At 66.0% G+C, this 13,758-nt stretch carries 13 protein-coding genes; 5 read left to right on the top strand and 8 right to left on the bottom strand.

Annotated features, from left to right (window positions below; all coding sequences use genetic code 11):
• The first annotated feature begins 90 nt into the window (after positions 1-90).
• The 3 genes from amaB to EYW47_RS02235 all read left to right on the top strand — a co-directional run bounded on the left by amaB (position 91) and on the right by EYW47_RS02235 (position 4,210).
• Complete coding sequence (amaB, locus tag EYW47_RS02245) at positions 91-1,590, top strand: L-piperidine-6-carboxylate dehydrogenase (RefSeq protein WP_133193248.1); 1,500 nt, start codon at positions 91-93, stop codon at positions 1,588-1,590.
• Positions 1,591-1,738: 148 nt separating this feature from the next.
• Positions 1,739-2,911 (top strand): NAD(P)/FAD-dependent oxidoreductase, encoded by a 1,173-nt coding sequence (locus tag EYW47_RS02240; RefSeq protein WP_133193247.1) that lies wholly within the window; start codon positions 1,739-1,741, stop codon positions 2,909-2,911.
• Positions 2,912-3,256: 345 nt separating this feature from the next.
• The gene (locus EYW47_RS02235) at positions 3,257-4,210 is read left to right on the top strand and encodes a LysR family transcriptional regulator (RefSeq protein WP_133193246.1); all 954 of its coding nucleotides are present in this window, start codon (positions 3,257-3,259) and stop codon (positions 4,208-4,210) included.
• A 121-nt stretch (positions 4,211-4,331) separates the two neighbouring features.
• Here EYW47_RS02235 and EYW47_RS02230 read toward each other — a convergent pair whose 3' ends face one another.
• Both EYW47_RS02230 and EYW47_RS40720 read right to left on the bottom strand, forming a co-directional pair.
• A complete protein-coding gene (locus EYW47_RS02230; protein WP_133193245.1) occupies positions 4,332-5,990 on the bottom strand; it encodes an Nramp family divalent metal transporter in 1,659 nt (552 codons plus the stop codon).
• 74 nt (positions 5,991-6,064) lie between these two features.
• On the bottom strand, positions 6,065-6,205 hold the full coding sequence (locus tag EYW47_RS40720; RefSeq protein ID WP_165976473.1) for a hypothetical protein: 141 nt from the start codon (positions 6,203-6,205) through the stop codon (positions 6,065-6,067).
• A 1,035-nt stretch (positions 6,206-7,240) separates the two neighbouring features.
• Here EYW47_RS40720 and EYW47_RS02225 point away from each other — a divergent pair.
• Positions 7,241-7,438, top strand: a complete 198-nt coding sequence (locus EYW47_RS02225; protein WP_133193244.1) for a hypothetical protein — start codon at positions 7,241-7,243, stop codon at positions 7,436-7,438.
• 114 nt (positions 7,439-7,552) lie between these two features.
• Positions 7,553-9,064, top strand: a complete 1,512-nt coding sequence (locus EYW47_RS02220; RefSeq protein WP_133193243.1) for a carbohydrate porin — start codon at positions 7,553-7,555, stop codon at positions 9,062-9,064.
• A 51-nt stretch (positions 9,065-9,115) separates the two neighbouring features.
• Here EYW47_RS02220 and EYW47_RS02215 read toward each other — a convergent pair whose 3' ends face one another.
• The 6 genes from EYW47_RS02215 to EYW47_RS02190 all read right to left on the bottom strand — a co-directional run bounded on the left by EYW47_RS02215 (position 9,116) and on the right by EYW47_RS02190 (position 13,724).
• Entirely contained in the window at positions 9,116-9,313 is a 198-nt protein-coding gene (locus EYW47_RS02215; RefSeq protein WP_133193604.1) for a YXWGXW repeat-containing protein, read from the bottom strand.
• 107 nt (positions 9,314-9,420) lie between these two features.
• Entirely contained in the window at positions 9,421-10,569 is a 1,149-nt protein-coding gene (locus EYW47_RS02210) for a DUF1501 domain-containing protein (protein WP_133193242.1), read from the bottom strand.
• A gap of 5 nt (positions 10,570-10,574) precedes the next feature.
• Positions 10,575-12,095: a DUF1800 domain-containing protein gene (locus EYW47_RS02205; RefSeq protein WP_133193241.1), complete on the bottom strand. Its 1,521-nt coding sequence runs from the start codon at positions 12,093-12,095 to the stop codon at positions 10,575-10,577.
• A 113-nt stretch (positions 12,096-12,208) separates the two neighbouring features.
• Entirely contained in the window at positions 12,209-12,712 is a 504-nt protein-coding gene (locus EYW47_RS02200; protein WP_133193240.1) for a periplasmic heavy metal sensor, read from the bottom strand.
• A complete protein-coding gene (locus EYW47_RS02195; protein WP_133193239.1) occupies positions 12,709-13,167 on the bottom strand; it encodes a hypothetical protein in 459 nt (152 codons plus the stop codon). Before EYW47_RS02195 ends, EYW47_RS02200 begins: the two co-directional genes overlap by 4 nt.
• Positions 13,164-13,724 (bottom strand): RNA polymerase sigma factor, encoded by a 561-nt coding sequence (locus EYW47_RS02190; protein WP_133193238.1) that lies wholly within the window; start codon positions 13,722-13,724, stop codon positions 13,164-13,166. Before EYW47_RS02190 ends, EYW47_RS02195 begins: the two co-directional genes overlap by 4 nt.
• Between the last annotated feature and the right edge of the window lie 34 nt (positions 13,725-13,758).

Genomic DNA, 13,758 nt, shown 5'->3' with positions numbered 1-13,758 from the left:
ACGTTGACAACGTTGCCCGTGCCCGGCTCCGCGTGTATAGTTTCCTAAAGTATCAATATTTCCTATCGGAAACATCGACGAGGTTTCTCCGTGAAAGCATCTACCATCCTTTCGGAACTTGGCATTTCCCATCTCGCAGAAGCAGGTGATATTGCCGTTCATTCGCCCATCAATGGCGAGCTGATTGGCCGCGTGGCGAGCCAGTCCGTCGCCGATGCCGACGCCGCGCTGGCGAAAGCTCACGAGGCTTTCAAGACCTGGCGCAACGTGCCGGCGCCGCGGCGCGGCGAACTGGTCCGCGTGCTGGGCAACAAGCTGCGCGAGCGCAAGCACGCGCTGGGCAGCATCATCACCCTCGAGACCGGCAAGATCCTCCAGGAAGGGCTGGGCGAAGTGCAGGAGATGATCGACATCTGCGACTTCGCGGTGGGTCTCTCGCGTCAGCTCTATGGTTTGACCATCGCGTCGGAGCGTCCGGGTCACCGCATGGCCGAGACGTGGCATCCGATGGGCGTTTGCACGGTCATCTCGGCGTTCAACTTTCCGGCCGCCGTATGGTCGTGGAATGCGGCGCTCGCCTTGGTGTGCGGTAACGCGGTCATCTGGAAGCCTTCGGAGAAGACGCCGCTGACCGCATTGGCCGTCGACAAGATTCTTCAGGATGCGCTCAAGGAATTCGGCGGGGCGCCCGAAGGGCTCACGAGCCTCATCAATGGCGGCCGCGACGTGGGCGCGAAGCTGGTGGCCGATCCGCGCTCGAACATCGTGAGCGCCACGGGCAGCACCGAAATGGGCCGCGCCGTTGGCGTGGAAGTCGCGCGCCGCTTTGGCCGCACGATTCTGGAGCTCGGCGGCAACAACGCCGGCATCGTTTCGGGCACGGCCGACATGGAACTGGCGCTGCGCGGCATCCTGTTCTCGGCGGTGGGCACCGCCGGCCAGCGTTGCACGACGCTGCGCCGCCTGTTCGTTCATGAGAGCGTCTATGAGCAGACTGTGGAACGGTTGAAGACGCTCTACAGCAAGGTCTCGATTGGCAACCCGCTGGAGCAGGGCACGCTGATGGGGCCGCTCATCGACGAGCAGTCGTTCAATCGCATGCAAGCCGCACTCGGGCAGGCAAAGCAGGAAGGCGGCAAGGTTTTTGGCGGCGAACGCCATGCGGTCGCGGGCAACGAAAAGGGCTTCTATGTGCGCCCGGCCATTGTCGAGATGCCTGCGCAAACCGCGATCGTGCTGACTGAAACGTTCGCGCCGATTCTCTATGTGCTCAAGTACAGCCGCTTCGAAGACGCAATCGAGGCAAACAATGCTGCGCACCACGGGCTGTCGTCGTGCGTCTTCACGACCGACCTGCGCGAGAGCGAGCGCTTCCTTTCCGCGTCGGGCAGCGATTGCGGCATTGCCAATGTGAACATTGGCCCGAGCGGTGCGGAAATCGGTGGCGCATTCGGCGGCGAGAAAGAGACCGGCGGCGGCCGCGAGTCGGGCTCGGATGCGTGGAAGGCCTACATGCGGCGCGCAACGAATACGGTGAACTTCTCATCGGCGCTGCCACTCGCGCAAGGCATCGATTTCAACATCGACTAACAATAAAACTCACTCTGGGCGTGGGGAGACTTTCAGGGGGCTGGGCAGCGCGCGAGCCAATGCATCTTGCGATGGAGCGCGTAGTTGCCTCGCCACTGGACCGGCTTCCCGCGCGGTGTGCCTGGCTATCTGGAATCTGGAGCAAGTCGTGAGTGCAAAAGTCGTTATCGTTGGCGGCGGGGTCATCGGTAGTTCTATCGCTTACTTTTTGCGCGCGTCGGATCCGACGATTGCCGTGACGGTCATCGAGCGTGACCCGAGCTATGCTAGGTCGTCGTCGGCGCTATCGGCGGCTTCCATCCGGCAGCAATTCTCCACGCCGCTGTCCATTCAGATGTCGCTGTACGGCATTGAATTCCTGCGCAGTATCGGCGACCGGCTCGAAGTGGAGGGCCATAAGCCATCCATCGACTTGCATGAGGGCGGCTACCTGTTTCTGGCCACCTCGACGGGCGAAGCCACGCTGCGCGAAAACCACGCACTGCAAACGAGTCTGGGGGCGGACATCGCGCTGCTCTCGCCGGACGCGCTCAAAGAGAAGTTCCCCTGGCTGAACGTGGACGATATCGTTGCCGGCGCTTACGGTCTCAGCGGCGAGGGCTGGTTCGACGGCTATGGGCTCGTGCAGGCGCTGCGCAAGAAGGCACAGGCGCTGGGCGTGCGTTATGTTGCTGCGGAGGTGACCGGTCTCGAGCTGGACGGCCGCAAGGTCACGCACGTGCTGGCGAGCAACGCAGAGCGCTACGCCTGCGATACGCTCGTGAACGCCGCTGGAGCGTGGACGCGCCGCATTTCCGAAATGATGGGCATCGACATTCCGGTGTATGCCCGGCGTCGCAGCATCTTCAACGTGTCGTCGCCGGCACGGCTCACGAACAGCCCGCTGCTCATCGATCCCACCGGCGTTTATTTCCGCCCCGAAGGCAAGACGTATATCACCGGGACCTCGCCGGGCGAAGAGAACGACCCGAACGATCTGCCGCTCGACGAAGTCGATCACAATTTGTTCGACGAAGTGATCTGGCCGACTCTGGCGCATCGGGTACCGGAATTCGAGGCGCTGCGCGTTGAGAATTGCTGGTCGGGCTACTACGAGTACAACGTATTCGACCATAACGCGATCATCGGCTATCACCCGGAGATCGATAACTGCGTGTTCGCAAACGGCTACAGCGGTCATGGCCTGCAGCAGGGGCCCGCAACGGGCCGCGGCGTGAGCGAGCTCATTATCGGCGGGAAATACGCGACCCTGGACCTGTCTTCGCTGAGCTGGGACCGTGTGTTGGAGAACCATCCCATCGTCGAAAAGAACGTCGTGTAGTTCAGGCGTGTCGTCTCCTTCCTTGTTGAATGGAGTCTCCTGGTACTTCGAAATTTGGCCCGACTGAGTCGGGCTTTTTTTTATCTCTTGCGCGGGAGGCGTCCGGGAAACGGCGGGCATGCCGCCGGCTGCGGAGCGCCGCGAGGAAGTGGCTCGATGACGGCAGGCAGTGCCGCGCCATGCACGTCGCGTCGGCATGGATGGTAAGCTTGGCGGTGTCAGATCGCGCAGGACCTGGCTCATGGGCGTCCTGTGTGTACATGCACGGAGCTCGAACCGAAGCGCTGCTGGCGCGCGGGTCTGGCGATTCCGGCGCCCCTATGCCCTCCCTGCTTCTTACATCAGATGGATACGCTGAACTGCATGCGGATCTTCGCCCGCGTTGCCGAAGAAGGCAGCTTCACTGCCGCCGCACACCGCCTGGATATTACGACCGCATTTGCGTCGCGCGCAGTGGCGAGCCTGGAGACGCATCTGCAGACGCGACTGCTCAACCGGAGTACCCGCCGCGTCGCCCTCACCGAGGCCGGCGAACGCTATCTTCGACGCTGCGAGCAGATTCTCGCGTACATCGACCAGGCGGAAGCCGAGGCCGGCGACGCGCAGGCGCTGCCGTCCGGCAGGCTGCGGGTCCATGCCACGACGAGCTTCGGGCAAGCCTATGTCGTGCCCGCGGTCATGCAGTACCAGAAGCGCTATCTGTCGGTCTCGGTGGAGCTCACGCTCTCGCAGCACGTGCCCGACCTGCTCGACGAAGGCTATGACGTGACCTTGCAGCTGAGCTCGACGGCGTTGCCCGACTCGGCGCTCGTCTCGCAGACGCTGGGCGTGGTGCACAGCGTGCTGTGCGCTTCGCCCGGCTACCTGCGCGAGCGCGGCACGCCGCACAGCGTTGCCGAGCTCGCGGACCATGCCTGTCTGCAGCTCATCACGCCGGTCTTTCCGCGTGAGCGCTGGCACCTCGAGGGGCCGGGCGGAGCCGAGACGTTCGAATTGCCGCCCTCGACATTCCAGGTCAATGTTGCCGACGCCCTTGCCGCCGCGCTGCGCGAGGGGGTGGGCATCGGCTCGCTGCCGATGTCGTCGGCGGTCCCCGCGCTGCGCAACGGTTCTTTGCTGCGGGTCTTGCCGGACTATCGGCTCCAGCAGCTCAGGGTGTACGCGATGTACGCGTCGCGGCAATATCTCGACGCCAAGATTCGGACCTTCGTCGACTTTCTCAAGGAATCCATTCCGCAAGCGCTCGCAGCCGACGAGGCGGCGCTCAGCATGCCGAACCATTGCACCCAAGCCGCCTGATAGCGTTACCGCGCCAGGGTCCGGCAAAAGCACCTCGAAAAGCGGCAACCGAAGGTTGCCGCTTCTTTGGCGCCGCGCTTGAGTTGCGCTTGAGCCGCGCTTGAGCCGCGCAGTTTCGCGCTCAGTGCAAGACCGTCATCTGCACCACCTTCACGATCACGAGCGCCACGGCCAGAATCAGATAGCCGCGCAGCACGCCCATCCACACACGCTTGGCGAGCGTGAGATTGGGCGGTGGCAATTCGGCGAGCGGCGGCATGCGCCACATATCGCGGGCACCCTGGGGCCAGCTCTGGGTGACGACCGGGCTTTCGCCGCGCAGCCAGCGCCATCCGATTATGGCCGCATGGGCCGCCACGGCCAGCAGCGTGCCGGCCGCGAGGATATCGATGATCGTCTCGCCGCTCATGTCCGGGTACATGACCGAAGCGGTGAGGACGATCGAGAGCATGACCAGCACCCAGACGACCGCGCCCGTGAACAGGTTCAGCGCCTTCGAATTGACCCAGGGCCCGAGCACGGCGCGGTCGTTGCACAGCAGCAGCAGGAACACGGTGGCGCTCGGCAGCAGCACGCCCGCGAGGGTCTGCACGGCTTCAGTCAAGAGGCCCAGGGGGCTGCCCGGAATCAGCACGATGGCGGCCGCGGCGGCCACGATGCCGAAATAGACGAGGTAAAAGCCCTTCGCGTCGTTCACGCCGCGATGCAGCGAATGCCGGATTTTGAACACGTCGCCGATCGCATAGGCCGTCGAAAGCGACACCGCCGCCGCGCCGATGATGGCCGCGTCGAACAGCGCGACCGCGAACAGCACGGCCGGCGTGTGCCCCGCATACTTTTCCAGGCCGGCGATCACACCGCCCGCGTCGGTGAAGCTGCCGAATTCGGGCTTGCCGGCAAAGAGCTGCGCACAGAATGCGATCATGGCCACCGCGCCAATCAGCACGAAGAAGATGCCGATCCACAAATCGGCCCTTTCGTATTTCATGAAGCGCGGCGTGATGCGCTTGTCGATCACGTAGCTCTGCTGAAAGAACAACTGCCAGGGCGCGATGGTGGTGCCGACGATGCCGATCACGAGCAGCATCACGTCGGAGAGCTTCGAATGGGCGGGCCAGTTGGGAATGAAGAAGTCGCGCGTCATCTGGCCAACGCTTGGGTGAATCGACACGAGCACCGGCACGAGCAGCAGGCTCAGCACGCACAGCGCGACGGCGAAGCGCTCGAAGCGCCTGAAGTCGCCCGTGCTCACGGCCGCCATGGTCAGCACAGCGGCAATGCATACGCCCAGCATCTTCGGAATGCCGAAGAAGTCGAGCACGAAGGTGATGCCGATGAACTCGGTCACGATCGTGAGCGCATTGAGGATGAACAGGTCGATCACGCTGAAGGCGCCCCAGAACTTGCCAAAGCGCTCGAAGATCAGGCGTGCGTGGCCGACGCCCGTGACCGCGCCGAGACGCAGCACCATTTCCTGGTTCACGTAGAGCACCGGGACGAGCAGCAGCAGCGTCCAGAGCAGGGTGGTGCCGTAATTCTGGCCGGCTTGCGTATAGGTGCCGAAGGCGCCCGCGTCGTTGTCGCCCACCATCACGATGAGACCGGGCCCGAGGATCGCGAGCAGCGTGCGCAGGCGCGCCCACCACCCCGTGCGCGGAGCGAGGTCGTAATGGGAGATGGTGCCGAGCGCACCTTTGATGTCGCCCAGGTGCGCCTCGTCGAGCACGGCGCTGCGTGGCGGCGAAACGTTCGCCGGCTGGAAGTTGGTTGGAGTGGACATGGCGTTCTCGTCTTTTGAGTTGTCGGGTGGCTGGCGGGAGCTTGGCTTTGCGCCGTGCGCGCGAGGCGCACCGCTTACGAGAAGAGCTGCTTGACGCGTTGCCAGAGGCGGGCAGGCAAGCCCGGCACGTGTTCGTGCAAGGCGAGCAGGCCTTCGTATTGGGCACGCGCCTCTTCGACATGGGGCAGCTTGTAAAGCAGGAGTGCGAATGACATGATGTTGCTCCGGGCGTCTGGCTCGACGCGTTCAGCGAAAAGCCAGCAGGCCCGGGCGGCCATGCGCGGGGCGCGTATGGCGGCGGACGACTACTCGCTTTCCGTGTTCAGGAATGAATAAGTCAAAAGGGTCGGACGTAAGGGATAACTGTCACTATCCGGCATGGCGGCTCCTTCATGAGCGAGGCGCGTACAGGGAGTACACGCGTGTTGATCCACGCGCTCGCGCGCAGCGCCATTTGCGAATGGGCGCGCACGAACGCAGTCGCGAGCGCAGGCTCGCAACGCCTGCCGTGAGGACGCGTGAAAGCCGCGTCCAGACGGCGCTAAATTGTGGGGTGCACGGGGAGTGTTGCTACGGCGCGCACCGTCTGCCTGCTGGCGGGACGGCGGCTGTGAGAAGGAAGCGCGGACGTCTTGCCGGTCAGGCAGCGAAACAGTTCGAAGATCGACTACTGCAGGTGTCCAAGGCGTGAGCCCCTTTCGTGAAGATTTCTAAATTTTAGGTAGCGTGCACGCGACGCGTCAACACGTTTTTGGAGGCGGAACAAAAAAACGTCGCGACGTACAGGTAATTGAAAGGTAAGTTGAGGGGCTTCATTGAAGCTTCAGGAAAGGTGCGCGAAAGCCTCGTGCCGAGGCTGGGGGAGAGTGGATGATTGCACAGGAGACCTGCGTATCGAGACTGTCGCGAACGTGCCTCGTTGCAGAGCATTCGAGCGCATTGTTCAGGCGATCTTTTTGCTTGCGTTTTTTTGCAGAGGGCGAATACAATCCGCCCCGTCATACCAAAAGGAGTCCCTCGTGGACACATGCTCTAGCAGTGGAAGTTCGATGCCGGCCTGCGCCGGCGTCACAACCGCGAGTTAGCCGCCGCAGGACCTCTTTCCTTCGCCGCTAACTCGCTGAGTCGGGTTAGCGCGCTTCTTTGCAGCACGCTCCCTCTGTTGAATCGTCCGTCGCAAGCCTGCTTGCGAGGCGTTCTCACGTCGTCGTTCGTCGCCCGTCTCATGCGGGCTGGACGGAGGTGGGCTTATGTTCGTCAAAACATTCATTACGTTCTTTCTCGGCATGGCGCCGTTGCCCGCCCGTGCCGGCGGTTCGTCGCCGCCCTCGGGCGGCATGGTGCTGGCCCTCGTTGCTGTGGCCATCGCATTGGCCGCGGTGCTGTGCGCGTCGTCCACCACTAGCGGGATCGATCGCGCCATGCGCCTGAGCTGGTGGTTCTCGTAAAGAGATCGTCGCATTACTTCGCCATCCTTGCAGATGGCCTGAATTCCAACCCGCCTCGCGCGATTTCCTGCAATCGTCCCGGTCTTTGCACTGGGAAAAAACGCCTCAATCATCATGAGAAAAACATCGAAAGGCACGCCGTCGTTCGCCCGTTCGCCCCTCGGCCTCGCCGTTCTGCTTGCGCTGGGTCTGGCGCCGGCTGCCCACGCACAGACGAGCGCCGCGCCCGATGCGGCACAGGCCGCGCCCGCGCCACAAGCGCAAGAAGCCGCACCGGCAGTGCCGGCAGCACAACAAGCGGAGCAAGGCGCCGACGCGGCGCCCGCGCCCACGGGCTTGTGGGACCGCGCGACGCTGTTCGGCGACATGGGCGGATTGCGCCCCTGGCTCGGCGAGCGCGGCATTACGTTCGGCCTGCAGGAGACGAGCGAGTATCTGAACAATCTCTCGGGCGGCACGCATCGCGGCGGCGCCTATGACGGGCTCACCGAGATGAGCCTCGGCCTCGATACGCAAAAGGCGTTCGGTCTGCCCGGCGGCATCTTCAACGTTTCGGCCCTGCAGATTCACGGCACGAATCTCACGCAGCGCAACTTGCAGACGCTGCAAACCGCGACCGGCATCGAAGCGGACGCCACGACGCGCCTCTGGGAGCTCTGGTATCAGCAGAGCTTCGCGGGCGGCAAGGCGGACGTGAAGATCGGCCAGCAGAGCCTCGACCAGGAATTCATGGTGAGCCAGTACGCGGGCACGTTCATGAATGCCACTTTCGGCTGGCCCGTGCTGCCCTCCACCGACATGCCGGCGGGCGGCCCGGCGTATCCGCTTTCCTCACTGGGCGCGCGCCTGCGCGTGACGCCGTCCGACTCGTGGACCGTGCTGGCGGGCGTGTTCGACGGCAATCCGGCGGGCAACGGCGTGGGCGATCCGCAGAAGCTCAATGCGAGCGGCACGAACTTCAATCTGCACGACAGCGCACTTTTTATCGGCGAAGTGCAGTATGCGCTCAACCCGGCGCCGTCGAATCCGGCCGATGCGAAGAACGCAGGATTGCCAGGCACTTACAAGCTGGGCTTCTGGTACAACACGGGCCGCTTCGCCGACCAGCACTTCGACAATACCGGTCTGTCGCTCGCAAATCCGGCGAGCACGGGCGTGCCGCAGTCGCATCGCGGCGACTATAGCTTCTACGCGGTCGCGGACCAGATGGTGTGGCGCCCGAGCGCGGACAGCCCGCAATCGCTGGGCGTGTTCGCACGGGTGATGGGTGCGCCCGGCGACCGCAATCTCGTCGATCTTGCCGTGAATGCGGGCGTGACGCTGAAGGCGCCGTTCAAGGGACGCGACAACGATACGGTGGGGCTTGCGGTGGGCTACGCCAAGATCGGTTCGCACGCCCAGGATCTCGCAAGCGACACCGCAGCGTATACGCCGGGTTATCCGTCGCGCAGCTCGGAGACCGTGCTGGAGGCAACGTACCAGTATCAGGTGGCGCCGTGGTGGCAGGTGCAGGCCGACTTTCAGTACTTCTTCAGGCCGGCGGGCGGTATTCCCGATCCGCAGAACCTCACGCAGCGCGTGGGAGACGAAGCGGTCGTGGGCGTGAGGACGACGATCGCCTTCTGATGGCGGATGCGCGCGGCACGCTCGCGCCGCGCGCGCCTGGTGGCCGCGTGCTTACCAGCCGGCCCAGTGCCCGGGAACCCAGGCCCAATGGTTGCCTTCCCAGCGGTAGTGTCCCTTCACCCAGTGATAGCCCGGCTGCGGCGCGGGCGGCACGACTTCGACGCGCGGCGGCGGCTCGGGCGGCCGCGCCGGCTCCACCACGCACGCCGAAAGCAGGGCCGTGCCGGTGAGCAGGGCGGTGAGAAGCATCGGCTTCGTCTTCACGATTGAGTTCCTCCTTGATCTGCGGTTTTATGTTTCGTCGATCGGCGTATTGGCCTTCTCGCGCCAGATCGTCCGTTATCCTTATTGTTCATTCAGGTTCGAATCAGCCCGCTAACCGGCTGCTGCGCACCCGCTTGCGCGAACAGCACGGCAGCCGTGCGCTGTGGGTCGAGTCGCAGGCTTTCGGCGGCGGCGCCCGCAATGAGTGCGTCCAGCGAGGCCGTGGGCTTGAGGTCGCGCTGCTCGTAGAGATCGGCGGGGCGCAGGCCCGGCCAGTCGGCGATCACACGCCCTCCCGTCACGGCGCCGCCCGCGAGCATTGCCACCGACGCCTGGCCGTGGTCGGTGCCGCCCGTGCCGTTGGCGGCCGCCGTGCGGCCGAACTCCGTTGCCACGAGCACGGTGGTCTTGTCCCACGCAGGGCCGAGGTTATCGCGCAGCGAGGCGAGCATCGTGTCGAGCGCTTTGAGCTGATTCGCGAGCCGCGCGTTCTGCGCACTGTGCGTGTCCCAGCCGCCGGTCTCGATCATCGCGATGCGCGGGCCGTCCGCGCGCGCGAGGAATTGCGCCGCGAGCTTGCCGAGGCTGGCAGGATCCTGATGCGCGCTCACGTCGCCGGCCAGCCCGCGGGCGTTCATCGCCGAAGCCCACAGGCCGCGCAGTTGCGCATCGCCCTCATAGAGCGCGGAGACGCGCGTGAGCAGATCGTCGGACGCGGCGGGCAGCGCCGAGGGCGCATACGACGTCGCGCGCGCCGTGCCGCGCAGCGCGAGCGGCACGGTGGGTGCGAGTGCGATGGCGTTCTCGCGCGTGGCGCCCACGAGGCCGACGAGCCGGTTGAGCCAGCCGTCCTTCACCTGGTAGGGTGCGCTGCCGCCCGTCTCCAGCACGTTCTGGCCGTCGAAGTGCGAGCGGTCGCGATACGGCGAGGCAACCGCATGCACGAAGAGCGCCTGGCCGGCGTGGTACATCTGCGCCATTTGCACGAGCGACGGGTGCAGCGCAAAGGTGCCGTTCAGTTTCGTGGCGCTCGCGGTGTCGATGGCGAGTGGTCCGCGCAGGCTCGCGTAAGCGGGCTCCGCGTAGGGGACGACGATGTTGAGGCCATCGGCGGCGCCGCGCTGAATCACGAAGACGAAGCGGTGGTCGGTGGCCGCGCTCGCGAACACGATCTGCGGCGCGACAAGCATCGCGCCCGCGCCGGCGGCGGCGACGCGCAAGAATTGGCGGCGGGAAAGCATGCCGGTTACCTCCGCAGGAAATCGGGCGAGACGAGTAGCAGCGCGATGGCCGTTGGCGCGCTTTCGGCGTGCGAGACCGCGGCGGCCGTTGCCGTGCTGAGCGTGCCCGGCAGCACGGCGGGGCCGAGCGTGCGCGGATCGAGCCGGTCGCCCACGCGCGCCGCAAAGCGTTGCGCGACCTCCACACGGCGCACCAGCGCATCGGGCGCGGCCCAGCTCGCGGCAATATCGTCGTAGCCGGCAGGCGAGCCCGGGCGCCAGATCGGCTGCCCTAGCTGCGTGAGCAGCGGCGCGGCGTTCAGGTCGCCGCGCTCGCGCCAGCCGAGCGCGCGCATCGAAGAAACGGTCCATTCCCACGGCGTCTTGAACTTCACGTCGGCGGTGTTCCATGCCAGAGGCGATTCCACCAGCGCGCGATAGACCGTGGGCAAATCGCCATCGCTTTGCTCGAAGGCCTGGGCGAGGCGCTCGGTAAGCGCCGGCGGCGGATTGTCGGCGATGAAGTGGCGCGCGAGCTGGAACGCGATATGGCGGCTCGTGGCGGGGGCTTGGGCGAGGTCGTGCAGGATCGCAAGCGCCTGTTCTTCGCCCGCTTCGTCGTAGCGGCGGCCCATCACCGTGCGTGCGCCCGGTTCGTGCAGCGCAGGCCTGAAAATGAAGGCGCCGGGCGTCGCCACGCCGGGTTGAGCATTGCCCGGTTGCGGCCCGCGTGCGCCGGCCACGCTCCAGCCCGTGAGCGCGCGCGCGAATTCGGTGACGTCGTCCTGGCTATAGCCCGTGCGCACGCCGAGCGTGTGCAGCTCCATGATCTCGCGTGCGAGGTTCTCGTTGAGGCCGCGCTTGTGCGCGGGATCGTTGTGATCGGCGCGCAGCGCGGCGCGGCTGTCGGGGCCGACCGAGCGCACCTGATCGAGAAAGATCTGCATCGCGGCATGCTGCTCGACGGCGACCAGCATGTCTTCGAAGCGGCCGAGCACGTGCGGGCGGATCGCTTCCATCTCGAACGACCCCGCGAGGCCGGCGAGCGCCGCCTTGTCGACGGATACCGCAAAGTGGTTCGACCAGAAGTGCACAAGGCGCTCGACGAACGGTGTTTCGGTGTCCAAAGCACTGGTGAGGCGCGCGTTCACGGCATTGCGATAGATCTCGACTCCCTCTAGGCGAATCGCGCGGTTGGTGGCCTGGCGCGCGGCCTGCTGAGCCGCTTGCGGTGAGGCTGCGTTTGGCGGCGCCTCGCTTGCGCTGCCGTTGCTTACGGCATTCATGCCTCCGGTGCTATGAGTGCCATTCGCGCCGCTGGCGGCCGCGTTGTCCGCCATGCGCTGCTGGCGCTCCTCACCGAAGCGCGTCGTCACAGCGACCGCGCCAGGCTCGCCGCGCCATGCCGCAGGCAGCGGCTCGTAGCGGGCGAACTGGTCGAGCAGCCAGCGCGGCGGGTCGGCAGGGGGCGTCTCGTCGGAGCGCGCGCCAAGGCCGAAGCGATTCATCGCGATCGCGCCGGCGCGAGCGGTTGGCAGGCTTTCCATGCGCTGTCCTCGTTGCGTTGCGTATTCTCCTTAAACGCACAACGCGCATCGATCCGTCGCTGCCGCGCAAATTTTCTTTTAGCCGCCTTTCATGGCGGGTTTCGTTTTCGCGCTTATTGCGCTTCGCTCGCCGTTTGCTGTGGGGCCTTGCGCTGCTTCAGCGGCAAGCGCCATTGACCGCTGCGCTCGAGCCCTTGGGCAAACTTCGCGCGCTCCTCGGGCGTGAGCGTGGCGGCATAGTCGGCAATGGCGCTTTCCACCTGGGTGCGCATGGCGAGGTCGGCTTCGCGCGTGTGCGCGAGCGCGGCGTCGAGCGCGGGCCTGTCGATCTGCGGCGCGGCCAGCAGATCGAGCACCTGGCGGCGGTCATCGCGGCCCGCGCGCGCGTATTCGCGGCCTTCGCGCCGCGCCGCCTTGAGCGCGTCGAGGAACTGCTGCTGGCGCTCGGGCGGGAGTTCGTCGGTGGCGAAGCGCAGCGCCATGCGTTGCGCTTGCGGCGCCTGCGCCGTGCCGTGCACGGCGAACCAGCGCCAGGCGCCGCCCGCAATCGCGCCGAGCAGGAACACATTGAGCAGCACCGAGCCCACTATCAGCGCTTTCCAGCAGCGTCCGTTCATTCGTCGCCCCACTCGTCGATCGAGCCGTCGAAGCTCGTGCTCATCCACGACGGGCTCTCGTGCGCGGCGTCATGGCCCGAGTCGTTTGCCGAAGGCGGCGGATTGCCGAGCAGCACGAGCGACATGGTCAGCGCACCGGCGAGCGCGCCCGCGAGTCCGGCGCCCGCGAACGCCGCGCCGGACCACCAGAACACGCGCCGCTTCGAAGGCGCCCGGTGCACCGGCACAGGCGTGGGCGCGAGCGCAACGATCTGCTCGACGAGCGCGCGCGAGGGCGGCGCGATCATGTCGCGCGCGAGCCAGGCGTCGAGCGCCAGGGCTTCTTCGAGCACCGCATCGGCTTCGGTGCGGTGCGCGCGCGCCCAGGCGAGCGCGTCGGCGCGTTCGTGCTCGGGCCAGCGGCGCGGATCGGCGCCATAGGCTTCGACAAGCGTGTGGAATCGTTCGGGTGTCATACGGAGTCCTTATCGGCCTGTTCGCCGGCCAGTTGTGCGCGCAAGGTGCGGCGGGCGCGCGCCAGCAGGCTTTCGAGTGCGTCGACCGAGATGCCCATCAGGCCGGCCGCTTCCAGGTTCGAAAGCTCCTGGTAATAGGTCAGCACGAGCGCTTCGCGCTGCCGCACGGGCAACGCGGCCAGCGCGGCACGTACTCGCGCGTCGCGCGTGCGCGCCTCGAGCTGCCGCTCGGGCGCCGCTGCGGGATCGGCTTCGTCGGGCAGCGTCTCGGCGGGCGCTTCGCGGCGGCCGCGCAGGCGGTCGTAGCAGAGATTGAGCGCGACGCGGTGCAGCCACGTGTCGAACTTCGCCTCGCCGGTGCGCCAATGCGGCGCCTGCTTCCAGATGCGCACAAACGCCTCCTGGGCCACGTCTTCGGCTTCCATGCGGTCGCCTAGCATGCGGGTGGCGAGCGCGATGAGCCGCGGCAGCTTGTTCAGGACGAGCGTGCGTACCGCGCCGGCGTCGCGCGCGCCCACGCGCGCGACGAGCTCCGCGTCAGGGTCGCGCTCGCTCAAGGCGCCACACCGTGCCGGTGCGCCTGGGCCGCGC

The organism is Paraburkholderia silviterrae (assembly GCF_004353915.1).
Classification (GTDB): Bacteria; Pseudomonadota; Gammaproteobacteria; order Burkholderiales; family Burkholderiaceae; genus Paraburkholderia; species Paraburkholderia silviterrae.
This window is presented reverse-complemented; position numbering and strand designations above follow the sequence as displayed.